This is a genomic window from Vibrio azureus, from assembly GCF_002849855.1.
In the GTDB taxonomy this organism is placed as follows: domain Bacteria; phylum Pseudomonadota; class Gammaproteobacteria; order Enterobacterales; family Vibrionaceae; genus Vibrio; species Vibrio azureus.
Map to the genome: position 1 here is coordinate 2797508 of NZ_CP018616.1, position 25434 is coordinate 2822941.

Genomic DNA, 25434 nt, shown 5'->3' on the forward strand with positions numbered 1-25434 from the left:
AAGTTCAATTATTCTGGCTTAAAAATCCCTATCATTTCTTGCTCTGAATGAGGGTTCTTCTCCACCGATTGAGGCTTACGTTGCTCGGTATAATCACAATCGACACATTCAACTAATTCAATATTGTTTTCAATCCACCAGCGAAGTGTGTCTTGCTGATTGCATTTGGGGCAACTTGCCCCTGCGATAAAACGTTTTTTTATTTTCACTTTAAATCCTTGCTTCTTAAACGTGGCGATCACTTCCAGTGGTTCGGCGACTGTTTATCGCTTTCCATTTCTCGACCGAAAATTTCTTCTAGCTCTTTACGCGCTTCTTTCGTTCTTTCAGACAGTTTCTTGTCTTCGTTATGTTGAGGCAGCAGGTCTTTTAACATGGCGTTATCTAACTTACGAAAATGGGCTTCTGCTCGCTTGGCCTGATATGGGTGCATTCCCAGTTCTACTAAGGTTTGACGTCCTAAGTCCAAAGCGCCCAAGAAAGTCTCACGCGAGTAGTTGTGCACACCATAGTTTAATAACTGATACGCTTCTACTCGGCTTCGAGCTCTCGCAAGCAGCTTTAAATTGGGGAAATGCACTTGGCAAATATCAACAATCGCGATGATTTCATCAGGTGAATCAGTACATATGACTAGGGCTTCCGCTTTGTCTGCACCCGCTGCACGTAGCAAATCAATTTGGGTTGCATCACCATAAAAAACTTTATAGCCATATTTACGCAGCAAGTGTATCTGGCTCGCATCACTTTCCAGTACCGTCACCTTAATTTTATTGGCATACATCAAGCGACCAACGATTTGTCCAAAACGACCAAACCCGGCAATAATGACTCTTGGATGGCGGTCAACGACGTGGCCTGAAGGCTCTTCTTCTTCATGATTCAAAGTGTGGGCAAACCATTTTTTCTGTGCCGTTAACAGCAATGGTGTGGTGACCATCGACAAACTGACCACGACCAATAAGAAAGCCACTTGCTGCTGAGTTAAAAGGCCTTCTTGACTCGCGGCTGTGAAAATAACAAAAGCAAATTCGCCCCCTTGGCTGAGAATTGCTGCCATACGACTGCGTGCTTTAGGACGAACACGAGAGACTCTGGCTAATCCATACAAAACCAAGCCTTTCACAATTACTAACGCCAGTACGGAGCCTAAGATAGCCAGAGGCTGAAGGGCAAGCAGTCCAATGTTAACTGCCATGCCTACCGCGATAAAAAATAGCCCCAGCAATAGTCCTTTAAATGGCTCGATAGACACTTCAAGCTCATGGCGATATTCACTTTCAGCCAGTAACACACCGGCCAAAAATGTTCCCAAAGCCATCGACAAACCAAGCTTTTGCATCGTCACCGAGATACCAAGCACAACCAGCAAAGCAGCAACCGTGAACAACTCGCGCACGCCACTCATCACAACAAAGCGAAAAAGGGGCCGTAATAGGAAGTGGCCTCCAACCAGTAGCGCGACAACACTCGCAATAACAAACAGAGCATCTAACCAATCACCACCCGTTTGTCCTCCGGCTAACAATGGCAGCATGGCCAGCATTGGAATCACAGCAATATCTTGAAAGAGCAAGACTGCAAAGCCAGATTGCCCGGTTTCAGTACCACCCTGACCTTGCTCTTCAATGACCTTCAATGCAATCGCCGTTGATGACAACGCCAACCCCATTCCGATCACCAAACAGGCCTGAAGGCTCACGCCGAACAAACTGACCACACCAGCAATAACAGCCGTGGTGACAACAACTTGTGCACCACCTAAGCCTAAAATGGGCCCTCGCATTTGCCACAATTTTTTCGGATTAAGCTCAAGGCCAATAAGGAACAGCAGTAAAACCACGCCTAATTCAGCAAAATGGAGAATCGCATCGACATCGCTGATGAGTCCAAGTCCCCAAGGACCAATTAAGACTCCAGCAATTAGATAGCCTAACACTGAGCCAAGACCTAAACGCTGGGCAATCGGCACTGCAATGACTGCTGCCGACAAAAACACGACGCTACTTTGTAGAAACTCATTGGTCACTGACACAGTCTTCTCCTTGATTCATTTCACCAGTCAAAGGCATTGCCAACCATTGTCGGTATTGTTCGGCGTGATGCTCCCGAGCACTATCAGAGACATTACGTGACCAATACAAAACTAACGGATCGAGCCATTTCATTTGACATAAAGAAGCAGTCAGTTCAAAAGGTTGCAAAATTTGCTCGAGTGGGTATTTGTTATATCCCATTGGGCTAAACGCCTCTTGCCTTCCGCCAGTGGTAATCACACTGCGCCAATATTTACCCGCTAATGCACTGCCATCGCCAAAAGCAAACCCTTTACCAAGTACTCGATCTAGCCATTCTTTAAGTAAGGCAGGGCAAGAGTACATATACAGTGGATGCTGAAAAACAATCACATCATGTTGCATGAGTAATTGATGCTCATGATTGACGTCAATAAAGAAATCAGGATAAGCACCATATAAATCATGTACCGTCACATGCTCAAGCCGTTGAGCTTGCTTAATCATGATTTGGTTTACAACCGAATGATGTGGCTCAGGATGAGCATAGATAATCAAAACTCTCGGGGGAGTAGACGCTGAAACAAACAAAAAATTCGTCCTTTGTGGATATTCTAAAAGAAACTTACCGTTATCAGTTTGTTATACTTATTTATATAGCATAATGCAATTAGAGCTCAATCATCGACTTTTCTCGCTAATAGCCCTACTATTCAGCGCGAGATAAACGACCAAAGTAACGCGCTCAGCGCAAAGTGAATAAAAATTCTATGATTACCTTCTCTGACATCCAATTACTGCGTGGCGGTAAACCTCTTTTAGATCAAGCCTCTGCAACCATACACCCTGGTGACAAAGTCGGCCTAGTCGGCAAAAACGGCTGCGGAAAGTCAACGCTATTTGCTTTGCTAAAAGATGAACTCTCGATTGATGCAGGCTCTTTCAGCCAGCCACAACATTGGGAATTAGCTTGGGTAGCGCAAGAAACGCCCGCTTTGGACCGAAGCGCTTTGGAATACGTTATTGATGGTGACCGAGAGTTTCGTCATTTAGAGCAACAGCTTGCCGACGCAGAAGCCAAAGACAACGGCACACTCGTAGCAGAGTTACATGGTAAAGTAGAAACCATTGGCGGCTATAGCATCCGAGCAAGAGCCTCTGAACTATTAGACGGTCTGGGGTTTAGTCAAGAACAAATGAGCTGGAATCTCACGCAGTTTTCTGGTGGCTGGCGAATGCGTCTTAACTTGGCGCAAGCTCTGTTGTGTCGTTCAGACTTATTGTTACTCGATGAGCCAACTAACCACCTTGATCTCGATGCTGTCATGTGGCTCGAACGCTGGCTACAAAATTACCCTGGCACCTTAATCCTTATTTCTCACGACCGAGACTTTCTCGATCCCATTGTCAGCCGTATTACTCATATAGAAAACCAACAATTAAATGAATACACGGGCAATTACTCGTCATTCGAAAATCAGCGCGCACAAAAGATGGTCTTACAACAAGCGATGTTTGAAAAACAGCAAAAGCAGATGTCGCATATGCAAAGTTATATTGACCGTTTTCGCTACAAAGCATCTAAAGCTCGTCAAGCGCAGAGCCGAATCAAAGCTTTAGAACGGATGGAAAAAGTGCTGCCAGCACAATTTGATAACCCATTTAGCTTCCAATTTAGAGAACCCGCAGCCTTACCTAATCCGATCATGATGATGGAAGAAGTCTCGGCGGGTTATGGCGATAACTTAATATTAGAAAAAATACGTTTAAATCTAGTCCCTGGCAGTCGTATCGGTCTTCTAGGCCGTAACGGCGCAGGTAAATCAACGTTAATTAAACTGCTTTCTGGAGATCTTAAGGCGCAAAGTGGCGAACTTACTTATTCTCAAGGGGTCAAAATCGGCTATTTTGCGCAGCATCAGTTAGAAACCTTACACCCAGAAGAAACCCCTTTGCAGCATATGATGCAAATTGCGCCGGACCAAACCGAACAACAATTACGAGATTACCTCGGTAGCTTTGGTTTCCAAGGGGATAAAGCACTGGAAAAGGTAGCGCCTTTTTCTGGTGGTGAAAAAGCACGTTTAGTCTTAGCTTTAGTCGTTTGGCAAAAACCGAATCTCTTGTTGCTTGATGAACCAACCAACCACCTTGATCTCGACATGCGCCAAGCATTAACGATGGCATTACAGACCTTTGAAGGAGCAATGGTCATTGTCTCCCACGACCGTTATCTCTTACGAGCAACAACCGATGACCTGTATTTAGTTCACGACCGTCAAGTCGCACCCTTTGATGGAGATCTAAACGACTACTACAAATGGCTCACTGAACAGCAAAAAATAGAACGTCGTGAAGCACAGGCAGCACAGCCAAGCAAAGATAATGGCAACAGTGCCGCAGCGAAAAAAGAGCAAAAAAGGCGTGAAGCAGAATTTCGTAAGCAAACGGCCCCTATCAGAAAGATGCTAACGCAATTAGAAAAGAAAATGGATAAATTAGGTGAAGATTTAGCTCAGGCTGAAGAAGCTTTAAGCGATAATTCACTCTATGAGCTCGATAACAAGGCCAAACTTAATAAAGTTCTTGCACTGCAAGCCACCAGCAAAGCACAACTTGAAGAAGTAGAGCTAGAATGGATGTCCGCACAAGAAAGCCTAGAACAAATGGAACTTGAGTTTAATCAATGAGTAACCGACACGCCAACCCGCCCCTAACCCTAGAAAGTCTCTGGCAATTTAGTTTGCAATTTTATGGTGTTCGTCAGGTGAAAGAGGCGTGTCTATCATTACAAAATCACTATCAGGGCAATGTGAACTTAGTCTTACTTTTAAGATGGTTAGATGAACAACAGGTTACATTCTCCGAGCAAGATTGGCCCGCAGTGCAACATAGCTTAACAAGAAGTGAAACCCTGCTGTACTCCTACCGAGAGCTGCGTCGCCAACTTAAGCCTCAGCTTAACGACGCTTTATACCGCCAGGCTCTGCAGTTTGAGCTTGAACTTGAAAAACAGCAACAAGCAGACTTAGTGGATTGCATCAATACACTATCATTAACAGCGAATGACGGTGATCCATTAACTCTCAGATACTGTCGTCATTTAGGTGGTGATCACCTACAGCATGCCTTTTCTCTCCCCTTCCCCAAGCCAAACCACTTTTAACCTCAGTGTGATTCCGTTCGGTGCATATCGCTCCTCAGCCTTGAGGTTACTTGAGTCTCTATCTATAATAATCAGCATGTAAATTCATAATAAAAATACGTTCGTTGGCCTCATCTTCACAAGCCCGAGATTTCCATTAACGCCGAATTCGTCGTTAAGGCGGTTTTTAGCGCCAAGAAGTGAGCTTATCCATCAACCCGTATTTGCTATGAATCAGCCGAAGAGCGTGCCTAGCAATTTAATATGCTTTTTCGATTGGTGCCCTGTATGACTCAATTTTTTCCTGCTACTGGCCTTAAAAACCCACACCTTCAAACTCTCCTCCCACGATTGATCAGAAAAAAAGCATTATTTACTCCAATATGGCAAACTCTTGATACTCCAGATGGGGATTTCCTCGATTTAGCTTGGTCAGAGCCTTTTAATCAGGAGTTTGCTGCTCAAAAGCCTATTTTTATTCTTTTTCATGGACTAGAAGGCTGCTTCTATAGCTCTTATGCCAATGGCTTGATGAACGCTTTTGCACAATCGGGCTGGCTGGCAGTCATGATGCATTTTCGAGGCTGTAGTGGTAAGCCAAACAAAAAAGCGCGCGCTTACCATTCAGGCGAAATCAATGATGCTCGATTTTTCCTTGAGCACCTTGACCAACAATTTCCTGGTCAACCTAAAGTGGCGGTGGGTATTTCTATCGGTGGAAATATGTTGGCTAACTATCTCGCGCAGTATGACCGCCAACCACTCTTAGATGCCGCAACGATTGTTTCTGCACCACTCGATCTTGCCGCGTGTGCCAATCGTATCGAACGTGGTTTTTCTAAGGTTTATCGACGTTATCTGCTTTCTTCTCTTAAGCGTAATGCTTTACAAAAGCACGAGTTAATTCATGGCGAACTTGCTTTATCTTATCGCTCAATCAAACGAGTCACACGCCTGTACGAGTTTGACGATCTGGTCACCGCACCATTACACGGTTTCAAAAATGCTCAAGATTATTACGCGCAATGCTCTGGTTTAAACAAACTACAACGTATTCGTTTACCTACGCTGATCATTCACGCCAAAGATGACCCCTTTATGACGGAGGCTGTAATCCCCAAATTTGTTTTGCCCGATAATATCGATTATCAGCTATATGAACATGGGGGGCATGTCGGTTTTCTTTGTGGCTCCGTGCTAAAACCACGCTTCTGGCTTGAAGAAGCACTTCCTGCGTACTACGAAAGTATCGCGGCTGATTATCTTTCTGGTGTATCGACACAAAGAACACAGTAAACTAAGCGGCCATCATAAACGTTCGAGGTATTTATGATTATCCCATGGCAAGATATTGCACCAGAAACACTAGAAAATTTAATCCGGGAATTTGTTCTTCGTGAAGGCACCGATTACGGTGCGGTAGAAATGTCCCTACAAAGCAAAATTGAGCAAGTAAAAACGCAGCTTGAGCATGATGAAGCCGTGATCGTCTTTTCAGAACTGCATGAAACCGTCGATATCAAACTGAAAGCCAAATAGTCTGCAGACACCATTTCTGACTACAAACATCGCTTTCCCCCTGTATCAACATGAAAATAACTCAGTCACTAGCTCTCGTTTGCTCACACTTTACCTTACTCCACTCGATGACAGGTTCGTTTTACGTGATATAGTGCTTCATCATTCGTACAGTGCAAAAGCGCTGTACGCTAACAGGTACGTTAATTACGACAAGGTTTGTCATGTCAGCAAAACACCCTATCATCGCGGTCACTGGTTCATCTGGTGCCGGTACTACGACAACATCTGAAGCATTTCGAAAAATGTTCAACATGATGAATGTCAAACCAGCTTGGGTCGAAGGAGATAGTTTCCACCGTTTTACTCGTCCCGAAATGGATGTTGAAATAAGAAAAGCCCGAGAGCAGGGCAAACACATCAGCTACTTTGGTCCGCAAGCCAATGATTTTTCCAGCTTAGAAGAGTTCTTTCGTCAATATGGCAAACAAGGAATCGGCAGTGTGCGCCGCTACCTCCATACGTTCGATGAAGCCGTTCCCTATAACCAAATGCCAGGTACCTTCACGCCTTGGCAAGATTTACCAGAAAACAGCGATGTCATGTTCTATGAAGGCCTTCATGGCGGTGTTGTCGATGGCGAAGTCAATGTAGCTCGTCATGTCGACTTTCTGATTGGAATGGTCCCTATCGTGAACTTAGAGTGGATCCAAAAGTTTGTTCGCGATACTCGTGAGCGCGGCCATTCACGAGAAGCCGTCATGGATTCCATTGTTCGCTCTATGGATGACTACCTAAACTACATCACCCCGCAGTTTTCTCGTACACATATTAATTTTCAACGTGTCCCCACTGTCGATACTTCGAATCCACTAAATGCCAAAGGAATACCAAGCTTGGATGAAAGTTTTGTCGTAATCCGCTTACGTGGCATTAAAAATGTCGACTTTCCTTACCTGCTAGCAATGATAGATGGCTCATTTATGTCGCGCCATAACACCATTGTCGTCCCCGGTGGTAAAATGAGTTTTGCGATGGAATTAATCGTCAGACCCATCCTACAGAAGCTGATTGAAACCGGAAAAATTGGCTAAAAATATGGCTATTTAGGTGTTTACTTTTCACTCCGTGATCATGTGCACAATTTTGCGTAAAAAATAGCAGGAATGACGCGATTAAAATCAAGAAATCAAACTCGAAAAAGGATACTATTTCCTGTAGAGACACAAGATAGCTTGCAGCATAGAAAAAGAGTTCTTATTCTAGTAGGCCAACGACACGCTTAGCTAAAATATGGACAGCGCAAGCATACCCTGCAGAGGAAGTGAGATATTATGGTTCTAGGTAAACCTCAAACCGATCCAACATTAGAGTGGTTTCTTTCACACTGTCATATTCATAAGTACCCATCAAAAAGCACGCTAATTCATGCGGGCGAGAAAGCGGAAACTTTGTACTACATAGTCAAAGGTTCCGTTGCTGTGCTTATTAAAGACGAAGAAGGCAAAGAAATGATCCTTTCTTACCTCAACCAAGGCGACTTTATTGGTGAGTTGGGCTTATTTGAAGAAGATCAAGAGCGTACAGCTTGGGTTCGAGCTAAGTCTCCTTGTGAAGTGGCTGAGATTTCATTTAAGAAATTCCGTCAGCTCATCCAAGTCAATCCAGATATTCTGATGCGTCTTTCTGCACAAATGGCACGACGCCTTCAGGTTACTAGCCAAAAAGTGGGTGACCTTGCTTTCCTAGATGTGACGGGTCGTATCGCTCAAACGCTGCTCAACCTTGCGAAACAACCCGATGCGATGACGCACCCTGACGGCATGCAAATCAAGATCACACGTCAAGAAATCGGCCAAATTGTTGGCTGTTCTCGTGAAACGGTCGGTCGTATCCTGAAGATGCTAGAAGAGCAAAACTTGATTTCTGCTCACGGTAAAACCATCGTGGTTTACGGAACTCGTTAATCCATAATCGAGTACTAAATCAACATGCAATAAAGTAAAAGCCACTTCATTAGTGGCTTTTACTGTATCTTAAACATCTGAAAGTCAACTGGGTACCTTCGTTGCTATCCCTTCACACCCTAGCCTACGAAGTGAGTAAGCAATTACTTATCCATATGAACTTTGCTGTCGGTACTTTCAAATATTTTATCTGCTGAGGCTGCTACAAACCCTGGGTACAACTTACCATTTTCCATTGGATAGCGCTTAGCAAACTCATAAAAACCACCCGGAACCAGCTCAGTGCCCTCGATGAACGTCACTGGGACTTTATCCGCCATCGTTGATGATTGTTCTAAAAGGACAGCTGGCGTGCCTTTTACTTCGCCCCCACTTTCATTAATAGTAAAACCCGATTGGCGTAAATAATCGTTTACTTGCATCACTTCATGATACTGACTTAATTGATTAACACTGACAGTGAAATGATTGGCACCATAGCCGTGAGCTGCCAACCAAGAAGCATATTCACTTTCCTGTGCTAACGTTTTAAAGTCTTCATAGCTGAGGTCCCACAAGCGGCCACCATAGAGAAATTCCGGCTGGGTCAACTGAGTGATATCAACCTGTTCAACCAGTTTATGCACGATGGCTTGTAATTGCGCAGAACAATCATTGACTTTCAGTTCACTAATAAACACCTTTGGTTGCTTTGGATCTGGATGTTCAAAATGGGTTGCAATCAGTTTTTTACTTTCAAACACATAATCTCCACCAGGCAAATAGCCAACATCTAAAAATGGCTGAGCTAAGGTGGCAAGTCCTAAAGGAGCAACATCAAATGTCCGCAAAGCAATATGATCATTAATCAATGGTTCATTTTCTTGCAGAAGTTGGTGAACTTTCGCCGCGGAGGGACAAAGACGATGAATATAATCTTTCCATAAGGAATCAAATAGCACATCGGGCGTCATGATAGCTCCTGTTATCAAATAAAAGTTAAGAAAAAAGACAAGCCATTGGTTTACTTCCCCCTAAGGCGAAAAATGGCGATCAACCTGTGACGTTTTACTTGGCGTTATTGATTGAAGAAATGTACAACGACCGCCAATTGAAAGCAGTTGGGGTAAAGAAGATTTCTGCGCTTTCAACACGCAACCAGCCACTTCACCCCATTTTCATTACTTGTGAATATTTTACAGTTCGATACCAGGACTCAAATTAGAAGGCAGCACACACTCCTGCCCTTCCATTGACGCCATCGGATAAGCGCAATAATCTGCCGCATAATAAGCACTGGGTCGTAAGTTACCCGAAGCCCCAGGTCCTCCAAATGGCGCATCACCACTGGCGCCCGTAAGTTGGCGATTTCGGTTAACGATACCGGCGCGAATATGGTCAACGAAATACTGCCACTCATCGTCATCGCTAGAAATCAATCCTGCAGATAAACCAAAACGAGTGTCATTGGCTAATGCTACCGCCGTTGCAAAACCATCGTAACGCACGAGTTGTAAGAGTGGACCAAAGTATTCCTCATCAGGCAATTCTGCGACGTTAGTGACATCGATGATACCAGGGGAAACAAACGCAGCTTGACCGGCTTTCGCTTCAATAAGGCTCCGCCCTCCTAGCGACTGCAAACGAGCTTGAGCTTCAAGAATATGCTGCGCGGCAGCAACTGATATTTGCGGCCCCATAAAAGGAGCAGGCTCTGCGAAAGGTTGATCAACTTTAATATTCGCCGTCGCTTGAACAAGTTTATTGATGAGCTCATCCCCTCGTTCACCGAACGGAATATATAAACGACGCGCACAGGTACAACGTTGGCCCGCACTAATAAAGGCAGATTGTATGATGGTATAAACCGTTGCATCTAAGTCATCATAATTGTCCGTGACAACCAACGGGTTATTACCCCCCATCTCTAGCGCCAACATTTTCCCTGGTTGACCAGCAAATTGACGATGTAAATGATGTCCGGTATTGGCACTGCCAGTAAACAAGACACCGTCGATGCCTTTTGCTTCTGCTAAAGCAATCCCCGTTTCTTTCGCTCCTTGGACTAAATTAATCACCCCTTTGGGCAAACCGACACTTTCCCACAACTTCATAGCCAACTCACCACTCCATGGAGTTTGTTCTGAAGGCTTTAAAACCACAGTGTTACCTGCCAATAATGCAGGCACTATATGACCATTAGGTAAGTGCGCAGGGAAATTATAAGGGCCAAACACGGCCATCACTCCCAAAGGGCGATGACGCAGCACAATTTGGTTACCGCCCGCTTCTCGTGACGACTCGCCTGTTCGTTGATGATAAGCACGGATTGAGATAGCAATTTTGCCCGCCATCGCAGCAGCTTCTGTGCGAGTTTCCCACAAAGGTTTACCCGTTTCTTTGGCAATCACTTCAGCAATCTGTTCACTGTGCTCTTTTACTTTTTCAGCAAATGCCAACACTATCGCTTCACGTTCACAAAATGGACGCTTTTTCCACTCTAACAATGCTTCGCGAGCAGCAGCAACGGCTTGTTCAACTTGCGACTCTGTGGCGCTATGACCTTGCCAGATCACCTCTTGATTATACGGAGATAGAGAGGAGAAGTGCTCTCCCTCACCCTGCACCCATTCACCTGCAATCCAATGTGTCATGCGTTTTATCCTTACATTCTTTGTTCAATTACTGAGGTAGAAAGCGGACAAAGTCCCCTTCTTTGACCATCAATACGGCAGCAACTTCTGAGGAAATAATCACGGTCTCGCTCTCCGTGTCGAACACCGCTTTGGTCGCTGTTGCTCGAAAGTTCTCAAACGATGTATTCGCGATCAAAAAATCTTTGCTACTGGCATGTTCAGATATCTGTACCCGTGCACGATAAGAATGACGTACCGATTCAATATTGCGCCTATCACATTCCATGGTTGGACCGCCGTCGAAAATATCAACGTAGCCGCGATTGGTAAAACCTTCGTGCTCTAATAGTTTCAACGCAGGGCGCGTATTATCGTGTACTTTACCGATAACCGCTTGAGCCTCAGGGCTGAGTAAGTTGATATAAATCGGGAGCTTAGGCATCAGATCTGCAATAAAGCCTTTTTTACCTATCCCTGTTAGATAATCGGCCAAAGTAAAGTCAATCGAGAAAAAATGCTCTTGTAACCACTGCCAAAAAGGGGAGTTACCGTCTTCATCAGAAACGCCGCGCATTTCGGCAAAAATCGTGTCGGAAAACCGTTCGGGATGCTCAGCCATCATGAGAAAACGACATTTAGACATTAAACGTCCATTTAATCCCTGACGGAACTTTTCACGAAGAAAAAGCGTACAAATTTCGCTATTACCTGTGTAGTTATTACCGAAAGTCAGAAGCTTTACGACATTATTGACACCCAATTTAGGTGAAGAGTGAACAACCTTGCTGATATGATAAGAGTAAAAGGGCACATCCCATCCGATCGATGCTTCAATCCCTGTCGTACCTGCGACTTCACCCGTGTCAGAATCCACGCCAACCATCAAATAGCCTTCGTCTCCTGCTTCTTTTACATCAGGCTTGGAAAAGCTATATTCCGAGTGTTTAATGCGGTTGGTTAATAGTTCTTCATTAACCGGCAGAGAAGTAAAACCAAATCCCGATTCTACAGCACAAGTGTGTAGAGCTTCGTAATCTGACATTGCAATAGGGCGAACAACTAGCATCAATATTCCCTCCAGATGCAAAAAATCCTAACGATATTGTAGGAAAACGATATTGTAGGAACAGGCCCTCCATCATCAATCCTTGATGGAGGGTTTTCGCTTGATAAACTGATAGCGTGCTTACACGAGTGTAGCGATCGCTTTATCCAGTTTTTCCAAGCCTTGTTCAATTTCTTGTTGTGTAATAACGAGTGAAGGAGTGAAACGAACGACATTGGCACCCGCAACCAATACCATCAGGCCTTGTTTACCAGCAGCAACCAAGATATCTCTTGCACGCCCCTGCCATTCTTCATTCAAAGCCGCACCAAGCAGTAAACCTTTACCGCGAATTTCAGCAAAGAGTTGATACTTCGCATTGATTTTCTCTAGACCTTCGCGAAACATACTTTCACGTTCCAATACACCAGCTAAGACTTCGGGTTTGGCAATTTCTTCAACCACTGCTTCTGCCACCGCACAAGCTAATGGATTACCGCCGTAAGTTGAACCATGGGTGCCCACTTTCATGTGCTCAGCCAGTTTCGCAGTCGTTAACATGGCACCAATAGGGAAACCACCTCCTAGTGATTTCGCTGTGCTTAGAATGTCTGGTGTAATACCTAAACCTTGGTATGCGTAGAAATGTCCCGTACGACCGTTCCCCGTCTGAACTTCATCGAAGATCAGCAGTGCGTTGTGTTTGTCGCATAATTCACGCACTGCTTGAGCAAATTCAGGTGTGGGTGGAATAATGCCACCTTCCCCTTGGAGAGGCTCCATCATAATCGCACACGTACGATCAGACATATGCGCTTGCAGTGCCTCGATATCATTGTAAGGAAGGTGAGTCACGTCACCTGGTTTAGGACCAAAACCGTCGGAATAAGCCGTTTGACCACCGACAGTAACAGTGAAAAAGGTACGGCCATGGAAACCTTGAGTAAAAGCGATAATTTCAGACTTTTCAGGACCGTGAACATCGGCAGCATAACGACGTGCCAGTTTCAGTGCGGCTTCGTTCGCTTCTGCGCCAGAGTTAGCAAAGAAAACTCGTTCTGCAAAACTGATGTCCGTTAGCTTTTTAGCGAGCCTTAAAGCAGGCTCGTTGGTCATCACATTACTGAGGTGCCAAAGCTTGTTCCCTTGCTCGGTCAACGCGTTGACCATGACAGGATGACAATGCCCAAGACAGCTCACCGCAATACCACCAGCAAAGTCGATGTATTCATTACCGTCTTGATCCCAAATACGTGAACCTTGACCTTTTACCGGAATCATTTCCATTGGGTTATAACAAGGCACCATCACGTCATTGAATAAGCCACGCTCTACTTTATTTTCCACTGTCATTGCACATTCCTTCTTGATACGGCACACGAGTAGATAAGTACATTTACTTAGCCACTTAACTAGCAAAGAATATATTGCCTATATGCTACTACGGCATTGTATTTACATTTAATTAACTATTTCAACGGTGATTTATAATATTAAAAAAACAACCACCCTATCCCAAAGCAACAATAATGACTATTTATGCAATACAACACGTGATTAGTGAAGCAATTTTTAAGCAAGCCTGTATAAATCTTAGCGCTTACTGGGCCGACATGATGATTTTTACAGTGGTTTTTGACTCAGTTTTATAGACAGGCAAGGAGTTTGAAGTAAGAAAACGAACACAATAGGAACGAATAGTTTTGCATTCTTTCTAGCAGGCAATAAATATGAAAAAATTGTTAAGAAAAGTGATCGAGATCAGATAGTAGTGCGTTTGAGAAAGTTAGCTAACATCTCATGCCCTTGCTCCGTTTTGATCGATTCAGGATGGAACTGAACAGCATCAATTGGCAAAAACTTATGCTGATACCCCATAATTTCATCTTTACTGCCATCTGGATATTCCGTCCAAGCTGTCACCTCAAGTTGGTCAGGAAATGTACTTTCCTTAACAATCAGTGAATGATAGCGTGTCACAGTAAGAGGGTTCTGAAGGTTGTTAAACACACTCTGGCCATTATGTCGAATACGAGAAGTTTTACCGTGCATCACTTGACGAGCTCTTACTACTTCTCCGCCAAACACTTGTGCGATCGCTTGATGCCCTAAGCACACTCCGAGAATGGGTAGCTTACCAGCAAAATATTTAATCGCCGCGAGTGAAATGCCCGCTTCGTCAGGCGTACCTGGCCCTGGAGAAATAACAAGATGGGTTGGATTAAGCTCTTCAATCCCTTGGATATCGATTTCATCGTTACGTACAACCTTAACTTCCGCTCCAAGCTCACAAAAGTATTGATATAGGTTGTAAGTAAAAGAGTCGTAGTTATCGATGATCAGCAACATAAAGCGTCACTTGCTCCTATCCATTTTTTGTCCGTTTAACCTAAGCTGTCGCCTAAGGCCATTAAGGGCGGTATTTTGCAACACAACGCAAGAAAGGCAAGCATTTATACCCCTGTTGATAATAAAAAAGACCAGTCTCATCTGGTCTTTTTTATTGTATCGTAGTAATCAGTGTTAACGGAATGAGAATCGTCGACGCAAGAAGCCGAGCCCGAGTAGCATTAGTAGAGCACCAAAACCTAATGAACCCGCACTTCGTTTAGGCTTTTCTGCATCAGTACTGCCTTCTGCAGAACCTGCGCCAGAATCCGTACTGCCCTCTTCTGAGCCTGTGCCAGAGTCCGTACCGCCTTCTTCTGAACCTGCGCCAGAATCCGTACCGCCCTCTTCTGAGCCTGTACCAGAATCTGTACCGCCTTCTTCTGAACCTGTGCCAGAATCTGTACCGCCTTCTTCTGAGCCTGCGCCAGAATCCGTACCGCCTTCTTCTGAGCCTGTGCCAGAATCCGTACCGCCTTCTTCTGAACCTGCGCCAGAATCCGTACCGCCCTCTTCTGAGCCTGTACCAGAATCTGTACCGCCTTCTTCTGAACCTGTGCCAGAATCTGTACCGCCTTCTTCTGAGCCAGTTTCATCATCAGGGAAATCTATTGCGATCAAAACCGGATCATGATCAGATGCTGAGAAAACATCTTTATACTTCGGCATATCACCCGTGTATTGCCCACTGTATTGAAACAACTTACTTTCGAGAGAGTTAATGTGCCAGTCTTCAATATCAACCACCTTTTTTGCAAGGCTTTCACTCGCTAGCGCATGGTCTAGGTTACCGAGTTCACCAGAAAACGTGTATGAAAACGTCTTGGTACTGTGCAGTAAAGTATTCAAGTTACGGTAGCCATAACCTTGATGAATTTGGCTTTTTTCAGTTTGAAGTTCACCGCCATCTAGCGTAGTGTAAGCCGCTGTATAAATATCCCGAGCATATTTTTCTTTCGAATAGTCCGTGAGAGTGAGAAGAGGATCTTCCATTCCGTAAGCATTGAGATCGCCAATGATTAAGACATCACCGTCAACCTCTCGCAATGCCTCTCCCACAGCTTGTGCCGCAGAGACACGGAAATTATTACAGTTGCCTTGCAAGTCGTCAGGCCCTGATTTGCCAACATCCGCAATCCACTCTTCAATACAGTTTGATCCTTTCGATTTAAAATGATTGACCACAACCGATAAATCTTTACCTGTCTCTTTGACAGTAAAGGTTTGCAGTAAGCTGTGACGTTGATATTTGTCATAAGCTGGATTTCCTTCACCGTCACTCTCACGGGTAATGGTGTTTTTTGCAACGTGTTGCTCTGGAGTGACGATCACTCTCGCGGCTTGTTTAGGCACAACAGTGTTAGCACGGTATAGCAACGCTACCATGATTGCGTCACCACCAAAATAAGCACCTTGGTATTTATCGCGATCTTCAATTTCCACAAAAGTGTAGTGCTCTTGACTCAGCTCAATCTCCGCATTCAGAGCATCGACCAAGTCTTTCAACGCACCGTTGGGGCCAAAGCCATTATTCTCCACTTCCATCAAACCAATGATGTCGGCATCCATTAAGTTGATTGCCTTAACAATTTTCGCTTTCTGGAGTAAAAAGTCGTCCAAGCTTTTTGCACCACGATTACTTCCCGTTGGATTTGGCTCGCCACTATTAGCAACCGATGTAAAGTAATTTAATACGTTAAAGCTTGCAATGCGTAAATCTGCTTCTGCAATTTCAGGGGCTGCTTTGCGCGCTACATCGAACTCCACATCAGAGGTTACGAAATTAGAGCTATCCACTTCATTGGTTACAATCAGTCGATAATCGTTGTGGCTGTAGGAAATCACCCCTTGAAGACCTTCAATTCTTGAACCAAGACGAATATGCTGTTCAGAAGATCCATCTTGATCAATATCTTTAGAAAAATCCGGGTAATAAGGAATTTTCCCATCTGGCGCCTTGTTATCCGACTCTATATACATCAGGCTCTCAGCATTGTGTTTGGCTTGTGCGAGTGCCGCTTCGCTCTCAGCAGGATATAACTGAGTTGGCTTAAACAATGATGCTTGATACGACACCACCATGTTGTTACGTTTTGGTCCATAATCGAAAGAAAAATTACGCGTCACAAAGAGATTACTTGCCACATTCAATTCCACTTGCATGCCTTCGTAACGTTCTAGAGCGTCACGCAATGTCTCATTCGGCTCGATAATCAAACTTGTCACTAATGGTGCTGCTGAGGTGCCGGTCTTTACATAGCTGTTACTATCAGAAGCTAATTGGGTATTGTCGTAGTACTCTTTAACTTTGCCTTTCACGCAGACCACATCGCCCGGAGTCAACTGAGTTTCCGCAGCTCCGGTATAAACAAATAACCCCTCAGATGTCTTAGCGTTATGGTCATTATCTAGAGCTTGTATATAAAAGCCTTTGGTTAAACCAGTGGTGACCGCGGTGACAACTCCTGTGACAAAATGATCATCAACAGAAACATAAGGATAGCCATCAACCAATGGGGAGCTTTCACCTTCCCCTTGGATATCATGTATTGAGGTAAAATTAGGTGACTGACCATTATCCTTACATTCAAATGGCTCGGTCGGTTCAGCAAGATTGAATAGCCCTAAGCCGTCAACTGTATCTTTTTTTAGTCTCGTCCATTGTGATGCTTGGTATGTTACAGAAGGAGTTGCCCCGTCAAGGTTGCGAACTAACGTCACATCTTGAACAAGATCAATATCTCCCATCACACCGATAATGTCATGGACTGCGCCATTTTTAAGTAATGCAATGGGGTCATCACCATTAAAGTTTGCAACATTTTTATCCGTTTTATCAGCCACTGATTTAATGGTATCGCTTGCATCACCGTGAGCCAATACATATACCTGCTTGGCTTCCAGTGTCACCTCACTTAAGTCAAGTTTGCTCCCCCATACACCACCTCCATTAGATGATTTGGCCAACTCATAACCACTGAGGTTGACAGCCGTGTCACCTGTATTAGCAATTTCTACGGCTTTGTTAAATTTTCCGCCTTCTACGTATTGAGAAAGAATAATGTCAGCATGAGTATTGGCACTTAATACACTGGAGACCACCAGTGCAATTAAAGAGGGTTTGATTAACGTGTCCATGGATTTACCTAGTTGTTATTGGAGATAAAACAGTCTTACTTCGACTGATGGCGAACACTATCGGACTTATTTATCAAACAGATAAGAATGAGCATTGACATTCATGACGAAAGTCACAAATTAAATCTAAAATTGAGACAAAAATGGGAGATTTTATAAGAAAAAAACAAGCAAGCATTCATAACATGCTGAAATAAAAGAAATAAGAATGACGTTCGATATGAGAATCTGAACTTCTTACAATGCAACCGGAACGAGTAAAACAGAGGGGAGGGAACAAATAGATTTGTGCTCTCAAGGAGACTCGATATGACGAAAAAAACCAAGCTCAATGGCCAAATAAATCAATTTGGCCATTTGGATTAATAACGATTATCGAAGTAAATCAGAGACGGCTTATGGACGAGGTACAAACCCTACTGCTTGGTAAGCTTGCTTCAGGGTTTCTGCGGCACGCGCTGAGGCTTTCTCCGCTCCCTGCTTCATCACTTGGTCCATGTAGTGACGATCGGCACGGATCCGGCGATACTCCGCTTGGATAGGCTCTAACATCGCAACTAAAGCTTCACCAACATCCTTCTTGAATGGGCCATACATTTCAACGCCTTGATATTGCGCTTCAATCTCAGCAAAGCTCATACCTGTTGCAGCTGAATAAAGCCCCATAAGGTTAGAGATACCGGCTTTGTTCTCCCAATCGTGGGCGATACGTGGCGGTGTTTGTGTATCGGTTTGCGCTTTGTTGATCTTCTTAATGATCGATTTAGGCTCTTCCAGCAACGTAATGACATTTTTACGGTTATCATCAGACTTAGACATCTTTTTGGTTGCATCTTGAAGGCTCATTACACGCGCATTGACCGTTGGAATGTAAGGCTCTGGCACTTGAAAGATCGGTTGTTCTGGCGAATAGATATTGTTAAAACGATGAGCAATATCACGAGCGAGCTCTAGGTGTTGCTTTTGGTCGCTACCAACAGGCACCTGATGCGCGCCGTAAAGTAGGATATCTGCAGCCATCAGCACTGGGTAGTCAAACAAACCAACGTTCACATCACCAAACTGACTTGAGCTATCACTTGAGTAACGCGCTGACTTGTCTTTAAACTGGGTCATACGGCCCAGTTCACCCATTTGGGTATAGCAATTAAGAAGCCAACCAAGTTGAGCATGCTCTGGTACGTGCGACTGAACAAATAGCGTGCTCTTTTTAGGGTCAACACCAACTGCCAGACAAATTGCCAGTGCATCTAGCGTCGCTTCATGCAGTGCTTTAGGATCCTGACGGACCGTGATTGCATGAAGGTCAACAACACAATATTGGCAATCATAATCGTCTTGCATCTGCTGCCATTGACGTAGAGCACCCAAGTAGTTACCGATACTTAGTTCACCTGAAGGTTGAACACCACTCAATACAATGGGTTTGCTCATTAGAATGATTCCTTTGACTTCTTAATCTAATTAAATGAAAAAAACCGTGCAGTCTTAATTGCACGGTTTAATCAGTGTACTCATTAACGAGTATTTTGGAAGCTCTTTTCTTATCGTTATGCTGAAACCGCTACGATATCCAGCAATTCTTTCAAGCTATCGGCAACAAAATCGGGGTTCGATTGCGCAATTGGCTCACCATGGTTGTAGCCATAAGTTAAACCAAAGGAGAGACAACCTGCATTCTTAGCCGCCAAAATATCATTTTTTGAGTCGCCAACCATCAGCATCTCACTCGATTGAATATGATGTTTTTCCATCAACCAATTCAGGGCAACCGGATTGGGCTTTTTCTCAGCAAAAGCATCGCCACCCAAAACATCAACAAAATAACTCGCGATGCCATGCTGTTCTAGGATTTCAGGAACAAACTTGGATGGCTTATTTGTGACTAGGGTCATGATGAATCCAGCTTGATGTAAACAGTCCAGAGTCTCTTTAACCGTCGGATAAAGGTGACTCAGCTTGTGGCCACTTTGCGCATAATAATCATCAAACAGAACGCGCGCTTTAGCACGTAACGTTTCAGAAAGTTCAGGATTAATCTGCAAACTTTGGCTTAAAACACGCCCGATCAAAATATCAGCGCCATTACCAACGTAATCACGAACTTGATGCTCAGACACACTTGGAAAGCCTAAATCTTGCATTGTTTGCTGCGCAGCAACCGCTAAATCAGGCACACTATCGAGTAACGTACCATCAAGGTCAAAGGCAATGAGTTTTATCGTATGCTGGGTCATAGTTTCTCTAGTTATTGCGTTACCCATGTTAGTGCAAACATTAGGTATAAAAAATTAACAAAGGATGGTCAACCATCCTTTGTGATTAAGATTGCGACTCAACTTTGTTGCGTTTAATGACAAAGAAATCGCTCGTAATAATGGTCTATTTTGCTGTCAAACGTTGACGAACAGCTTCGAACAAACAGATACCTGATGCTACTGAAACATTTAAGCTTGATACGCTTCCTGCCATGGGGATCTTGATCAAGTCATCACACGTTTCTTTAGTAAGACGACGCATGCCGTCTCCCTCTGCCCCCATAACGATAGCTAAAGGCCCTGTCAGTTTCGCCTGATAGATATCATGAGTCGCTTCACCAGCCGTACCAACAAACCAAATACCTTGCTCTTGCAACGTACGCATGGTTCGAGCCAAATTCGTCACCCGAACTAATGGCACAACCTCTGCCGCCCCACAGGCAACCTTGCTGACAGTCGCATTCATAGGCGCAGAGCGATCTTTAGGAACAATAATCGCAGCGACACCAGCCGCATCCGCGTTTCTTAAACAAGCACCAAGATTATGGGGATCGGTCACACCGTCTAATATCAGTAACAACGGCGATTCATGCTGCGCTAAAATGGCATCAATATCGTTTTCATTGAGCTGTTTTGCTGCTTTAACTCGCGCAATAATACCTTGGTGGTTAGCACCATTCGCTTTGTCATCCAGTGTCTTACGTGACATCTGTTGAATCGAAACGCCACATACTTGGAGATCATTTAAAATAGGCATCAAGCGTTCATCTTGACGACCTTTTAATACATATGCCTCAATAAAACGCTCGGGTTCGCGCTCTAATACCGCTTTCACTGCGTGAATGCCGTAGATAAATTCGTTACTCATTACTTAACCTGTTGTTCTGGTTATTTACTTGTGCCAACCTCACCATAACACTCTAAACTCATCACACTCAAAAAGCACAATGCACGTCTGCTCATTGAGCATCATTTTTGCTGCGCTTGGTTTTTTGGGGCTTACTGTGAGGCTTTTTCTTACGTGCTTTCGTGACCTTAGGTTTCTTGGCACCATCACCGCGTTTTTTGCTCTTACCAGAGTGCTCCTCAGGTGTCGGCTCAGGACGTTTAGTCGGCTCTAGCACTGGCAAAACACTTGGGTTCTTTTTGCTCTTGTCTGTAGAGCGGGTCGCTGCACGCTTTTTCTCTTTAGCTTTGCGTTTTGCTTCTGCCACACGCTTCTTGGCCGTCTTACCTACACCACGTAGCTTACGACTTGTTTCGATTAATTCAAAGTCAATTTGCTTATCATGTAGGTTAACCGCCAACACCTTCACTTTTACTGCATCACCCAAACGATAGATGTTACCGAAGCTCTCTCCGATAAGCCTTTGACCAATTGGGTCAAATTGATAATAGTCATTCGCTAAAGAAGAAATATGCACCAAACCATCAATATGAAGATCAGTTAAACGCACAAAGAAACCAAAGCTGGTGACATTAGCAATCACACCATCGAGCTCATCACCGACATGATCTTGCATGTATTCACATTTCAACCAATCCGCGACTTCTCGTGTCGCATCATCAGCTCGGCGTTCTGTCATAGAACACTGCTCACCATAGAAATCCATGTCATCAAATGAATAATGGTATCCCCCCGTTGGTGTCCAGCGGTCTTGATTATGCCCTTGCTCTTTGGCGATTAAATATTTGATCGCACGATGCAATAGTAAATCCGGGTAACGACGAATAGGTGAAGTAAAATGCGCGTAACGCTTCAAGGCCAAACCAAAGTGACCCGCATTATCTGCATTGTAAACGGCCTGCTTCATTGAACGCAGCAGCATTGTCTGAATCAGCTCTTTATCTTGGCGTTCTGCAATTTGTTTAACTAAATCAGCATAATCAGTGGGAGACGGCTCTAAACCACCTTTTAAGTCGAGGCCTAACTCACCGAGAAAATCTCTGAAGCCTTGCAAACGAAGCTCACCTGGTGATTCGTGGATACGATACAAGGCCGGCTCTTTGGCTTTTTCCACATAAGACGCTGACGCAATATTGGCGAGGATCATACACTCTTCGATGATCTTATGCGCATCATTACGAATGACGGGCTCTATGCTTTCAATCTTACGATCAGCATTAAAGATGAACTTCGCCTCTACGGTTTCGAACTCAATCGCACCACGATTATCACGAGCTGTTTTCAGCACTTTATACATGCTATGCAGCTCTTCTAAATGTGGTACTAACGTATGGTATCGTATACGTAGCTCTTCATCGCCCTCAAGGATGGCACCGACTTTGCTGTAAGTTAAGCGAGCATGTGAGTTCATCACTGCTTCGTAGTGTTTATACCCCGATAGCTTACCAGTCTCAGAAATGGTCATTTCACACACCATACACAGGCGATCGACTTGTGGGTTTAGCGAACATAAACCATTCGATAGCACCTCTGGCAGCATAGGGACAACTTGTGATGGAAAGTATACCGAGTTACCACGATTAATGGCTTCTTTGTCCAATGCAGAATCCGGACGAACATAGTAACTGACATCCGCAATCGCTACCCACAGACGCCAACCACCACTCTTTTTCTTCTCACAGTAAACGGCATCATCAAAGTCACGCGCATCTTCACCGTCGATGGTCACCAGCGGCAGCTCACGTAGATCTACGCGGCCAACTTTCGCTTCTTCTGGTACTTCTTCACCCAAGTTTTCTATTTGCTTGTCAACCGCCTCTGGCCAATCATGAGGAATTTGGTGGGTACGAATAGCAATTTGCGTTTCCATGCCTGGCGCCATATTTTCGCCAAGAACTTCAACAACCTTCCCCATCATACCTCTTGAGCGAGAGCCTCGATCGGTAATTTCAATCACTACAACGTTGCCCATACGAGCACCTGCTTTATGCTCATTGGGAATCAAAATATCTTGGCTGATACGTGAGTCATCTGCGACCACATAGGAGTAACCATACTCAAGAAAAAAGCGACCAACAATTTGGTTTTGACGCTCTTCTAGGACTCGTATTAAGCGGCCTTCACGACGTCCACGCTTGCTGTTCTCGGTCGGCTGAACCAAAACATAATCGCCATGGATAATGTGCTTCATTTGATGGTGAGGTAAGACAATATCATTATCCTTGCCGACACTGCCTTCTGGACGAACCCAGCCATGACCATCTTTGTGACCGATGACGTAGCCTTTGACCATTTCAAGCTTTTCAGGCAGTGCGTAGCATTGTCGGCGAGTAAATACCAACTGACCATCGCGCTCCATGGCTCTTAATCGACGGCGTAAACCTTCGTATTGTTCTTCGCCTTCCAACTTTAGTGCTTCAAATAAATCATTACGATTCATCGGCACACCCGCTTGAGTGAGAAAATCAATAATAAACTCGCGGCTGGGGATAGGGTTTTCGTAATTCTGGGATTCACGATCAGCAAAAGGATCGTTTGGCATATTGTCTGACATAGGCACGCCTATTTTGCAAGGAAGGTATAGAGCTAGTATATCTGACTCTCTTGATAACCTACAGAATTGCTTTGAAAAAAGAGGTCCTTGAAAGTCAAACGATCAAATATGAGTTTTATCTTACGGGCGGGCCAGAAGAATAAGAAGCTCTGAGTTATCATTAAGCAAGTCGGCGATAGTACAGTTATCTAACTCAGTTAAAAATGCCATCTTCGCTTTCGCCAACTTACTTTTTAAACGACAAGCAGGAGTAATATGGCATGCCTCGACAGAACAGTTAAGCAGTTCTAATGGTTCTAGATCGCGTACAACTTGCCCTACGAGAATATCATTGGCAGGTTTCATAATACGAATTCCACCATTTTTACCACGTACCGTTTGTATATAACCAAGGTGACCCAAACGGTTAATCACTTTGACCATATGATTACGAGAAACACCAAATAAATTGGTGACTTCCGTAATATTGGTTAACTCATCTTTCGGCAATGAAGCCAAAAAAAGCAGTGTTCTGATTGCATAATCAGTAAAGCTCGTTAATTGCATTTTTTACTCCTCTATACGCAATATTGTAAATCTTTCCTTGAAAAAAAGATACATTTGCGGTACAACTTTAAACATACATTAAGAATGCAACTTTAATAGGACACCATTATGCTCAGTCAAAAAACCATTGATACCGTGAAAGCAACTGCACCACTTTTAGCGGAAACAGGCCCAAAGTTAACCGCACACTTTTACGATCGTCTCTTCACTCATAATCCTGAGTTAAAAGATATTTTCAACATGAGCAACCAAAGAAATGGTGATCAACGCGAAGCACTTTTCAATGCGATCTGTGCATACGCAACCAATATTGACAACCTACCAGCACTATTGGGCGCAGTAGAAAAAATCGCTCATAAACATAGCAGCTTTCTTATTACACAAGACCAGTATCAAGTGGTGGGTTCACACTTACTTGCCACTATTGATGAACTTTTTTCTCCTGGTCAAGACGTATTAGACGCATGGGCAGAAGCTTATGGTGTACTAGCTAATGTATTCATTCAGCGTGAAGAGCAAATCTACCAAGAAAAAGAAGCAAAAGCAGGTGGATGGCGTGGCCTACGCGAGTTTGAGTTAATTGCTAAGCAACCAGAAAGTGAGCATATTTGTAGCTTTGTTTTCAAACCAACCGATGGCAAAGCAGTATCGGCCTACAAACCAGGTCAGTACCTAGGTATTTACATCAACAGCGATAAATTTGAAAACCAAGAAATTCGTCAATACAGCCTTTCTTCTGCAGTTCAAGAAGATACATACCGTATCTCAGTAAAACGCGAAGCGGAAGGTAAAGTGTCTAATTACCTGCACGATAACCTGCACATTGGCGATACAGTGAAGTTAGCGGCGCCTGCTGGCGACTTCTTTATGGATGTTGCTGAAAACACACCAGTAGTCCTTGTTTCTGCAGGTGTCGGTCTAACACCAACACTGTCAATGCTAGAAAGCTTAACCCAGCATCAAGCGTCTGTAACTTGGGTACACGCGGCTGAAAATAGTCAACAACATGCTTTCAAACAGCACGTTAATCAGCTAGTAAGTACCAAAGAGAATATGAACTCACACGTTTGGTACAGCCAGCCAGCGGCCGAAGATAAGCTTGGTGCCGATTTTGACTTCACCGGTTTTGTCGACTTAAAACAAATTGAAGCAGCACTTAAGCAAGACAATGTTCAAGTTTACTTCTGTGGTCCAGTTGGATTTATGCAGCACATTGCAAAACAGCTGCTTGAATTAGGTGTGCCAGAAACACAATTCCACTACGAATGTTTTGGCCCACACAAAGTGGTATAACGATAAAGTTAATCTCACAACAATAGCGTTAACTTAAAAGCAATT

The 25434-nt window shown here is 44.1% G+C and carries 21 protein-coding genes; 7 read left to right on the top strand and 14 right to left on the bottom strand.

Annotated elements, in window-relative coordinates; all coding sequences use genetic code 11:
* Positions 1–8: 8 nt before the first annotated feature.
* The 3 genes from BS333_RS12725 to kefG are packed head-to-tail and all read right to left on the bottom strand — an operon-like array spanning position 9 to position 2606.
* The gene (locus BS333_RS12725; protein WP_021710878.1) at positions 9–209 is read right to left on the bottom strand and encodes a YheV family putative zinc ribbon protein; all 201 of its coding nucleotides are present in this window, start codon (positions 207–209) and stop codon (positions 9–11) included.
* 29 nt (positions 210–238) lie between these two features.
* Positions 239–2035 (bottom strand): glutathione-regulated potassium-efflux system protein KefB, encoded by a 1797-nt coding sequence (gene kefB / locus BS333_RS12730; protein WP_021710879.1) that lies wholly within the window; start codon positions 2033–2035, stop codon positions 239–241.
* Complete coding sequence (gene kefG / locus BS333_RS12735) at positions 2019–2606, bottom strand: glutathione-regulated potassium-efflux system ancillary protein KefG (protein WP_021710880.1); 588 nt, start codon at positions 2604–2606, stop codon at positions 2019–2021. Before kefG ends, kefB begins: the two co-directional genes overlap by 17 nt.
* 179 nt (positions 2607–2785) lie before the next feature.
* Here kefG and BS333_RS12740 point away from each other — a divergent pair, with 179 nt between their 5' ends.
* The 6 genes from BS333_RS12740 to crp all read left to right on the top strand — a co-directional run bounded on the left by BS333_RS12740 (position 2786) and on the right by crp (position 8645).
* The gene (locus BS333_RS12740; protein WP_021710881.1) at positions 2786–4705 is read left to right on the top strand and encodes an ABC transporter ATP-binding protein; all 1920 of its coding nucleotides are present in this window, start codon (positions 2786–2788) and stop codon (positions 4703–4705) included.
* Entirely contained in the window at positions 4702–5181 is a 480-nt protein-coding gene (locus BS333_RS12745; RefSeq protein WP_021710882.1) for a TIGR02444 family protein, read from the top strand. The genes BS333_RS12740 and BS333_RS12745 overlap by 4 nt, the downstream gene beginning before the upstream one ends.
* 267 nt (positions 5182–5448) lie before the next feature.
* Positions 5449–6456, top strand: a complete 1008-nt coding sequence (locus tag BS333_RS12750) for a hydrolase (RefSeq protein ID WP_021710883.1) — start codon at positions 5449–5451, stop codon at positions 6454–6456.
* Between the two features lie 33 nt (positions 6457–6489).
* Positions 6490–6699, top strand: coding sequence for a YheU family protein (locus BS333_RS12755; RefSeq protein ID WP_021710884.1), 210 nt, complete (start codon positions 6490–6492; stop codon positions 6697–6699).
* Between the two features lie 203 nt (positions 6700–6902).
* Positions 6903–7772 (top strand): phosphoribulokinase, encoded by an 870-nt coding sequence (locus BS333_RS12760; RefSeq protein WP_021710885.1) that lies wholly within the window; start codon positions 6903–6905, stop codon positions 7770–7772.
* Between the two features lie 240 nt (positions 7773–8012).
* Positions 8013–8645: a cAMP-activated global transcriptional regulator CRP gene (crp, locus tag BS333_RS12765; protein WP_005381432.1), complete on the top strand. Its 633-nt coding sequence runs from the start codon at positions 8013–8015 to the stop codon at positions 8643–8645.
* A 143-nt stretch (positions 8646–8788) separates the two neighbouring features.
* Here crp and BS333_RS12770 read toward each other — a convergent pair whose 3' ends face one another.
* From BS333_RS12770 to nsrR, 11 genes are all read right to left on the bottom strand, one after another.
* Positions 8789–9598: a DUF1338 domain-containing protein gene (locus tag BS333_RS12770; protein WP_021710886.1), complete on the bottom strand. Its 810-nt coding sequence runs from the start codon at positions 9596–9598 to the stop codon at positions 8789–8791.
* Between the two features lie 222 nt (positions 9599–9820).
* Positions 9821–11278: a succinylglutamate-semialdehyde dehydrogenase gene (gene astD / locus BS333_RS12775; RefSeq protein WP_021710887.1), complete on the bottom strand. Its 1458-nt coding sequence runs from the start codon at positions 11276–11278 to the stop codon at positions 9821–9823.
* 28 nt (positions 11279–11306) lie between these two features.
* Positions 11307–12326: an arginine N-succinyltransferase gene (astA, locus tag BS333_RS12780; RefSeq protein ID WP_021710888.1), complete on the bottom strand. Its 1020-nt coding sequence runs from the start codon at positions 12324–12326 to the stop codon at positions 11307–11309.
* Positions 12327–12446: 120 nt separating this feature from the next.
* Positions 12447–13658, bottom strand: a complete 1212-nt coding sequence (locus BS333_RS12785; protein ID WP_021710889.1) for an aspartate aminotransferase family protein — start codon at positions 13656–13658, stop codon at positions 12447–12449.
* Positions 13659–14066: 408 nt separating this feature from the next.
* On the bottom strand, positions 14067–14654 hold the full coding sequence (locus BS333_RS12790) for an aminodeoxychorismate/anthranilate synthase component II (protein WP_021710890.1): 588 nt from the start codon (positions 14652–14654) through the stop codon (positions 14067–14069).
* A 174-nt stretch (positions 14655–14828) separates the two neighbouring features.
* Positions 14829–17831 (bottom strand): ExeM/NucH family extracellular endonuclease, encoded by a 3003-nt coding sequence (locus tag BS333_RS12795; protein ID WP_021710891.1) that lies wholly within the window; start codon positions 17829–17831, stop codon positions 14829–14831.
* Positions 17832–18227: 396 nt separating this feature from the next.
* The gene (gene trpS / locus BS333_RS12800) at positions 18228–19265 is read right to left on the bottom strand and encodes a tryptophan--tRNA ligase (RefSeq protein ID WP_021710892.1); all 1038 of its coding nucleotides are present in this window, start codon (positions 19263–19265) and stop codon (positions 18228–18230) included.
* Between the two features lie 116 nt (positions 19266–19381).
* Complete coding sequence (locus tag BS333_RS12805; protein WP_021710893.1) at positions 19382–20068, bottom strand: phosphoglycolate phosphatase; 687 nt, start codon at positions 20066–20068, stop codon at positions 19382–19384.
* A 145-nt stretch (positions 20069–20213) separates the two neighbouring features.
* The gene (gene rlmB, locus BS333_RS12810) at positions 20214–20957 is read right to left on the bottom strand and encodes a 23S rRNA (guanosine(2251)-2'-O)-methyltransferase RlmB (protein WP_021710894.1); all 744 of its coding nucleotides are present in this window, start codon (positions 20955–20957) and stop codon (positions 20214–20216) included.
* A 91-nt stretch (positions 20958–21048) separates the two neighbouring features.
* Positions 21049–23550 carry a ribonuclease R gene (gene rnr, locus BS333_RS12815; protein ID WP_021710895.1) on the bottom strand — a complete coding sequence of 834 codons (2502 nt, stop codon included), beginning with the start codon at positions 23548–23550 and terminating at the stop codon, positions 21049–21051.
* 120 nt (positions 23551–23670) lie between these two features.
* Positions 23671–24096, bottom strand: a complete 426-nt coding sequence (nsrR, locus tag BS333_RS12820; RefSeq protein ID WP_021710896.1) for a nitric oxide-sensing transcriptional repressor NsrR — start codon at positions 24094–24096, stop codon at positions 23671–23673.
* A gap of 108 nt (positions 24097–24204) precedes the next feature.
* Here nsrR and hmpA point away from each other — a divergent pair, with 108 nt between their 5' ends.
* Complete coding sequence (gene hmpA, locus BS333_RS12825) at positions 24205–25389, top strand: NO-inducible flavohemoprotein (protein WP_021710897.1); 1185 nt, start codon at positions 24205–24207, stop codon at positions 25387–25389.
* Positions 25390–25434: the final 45 nt, after the last annotated feature.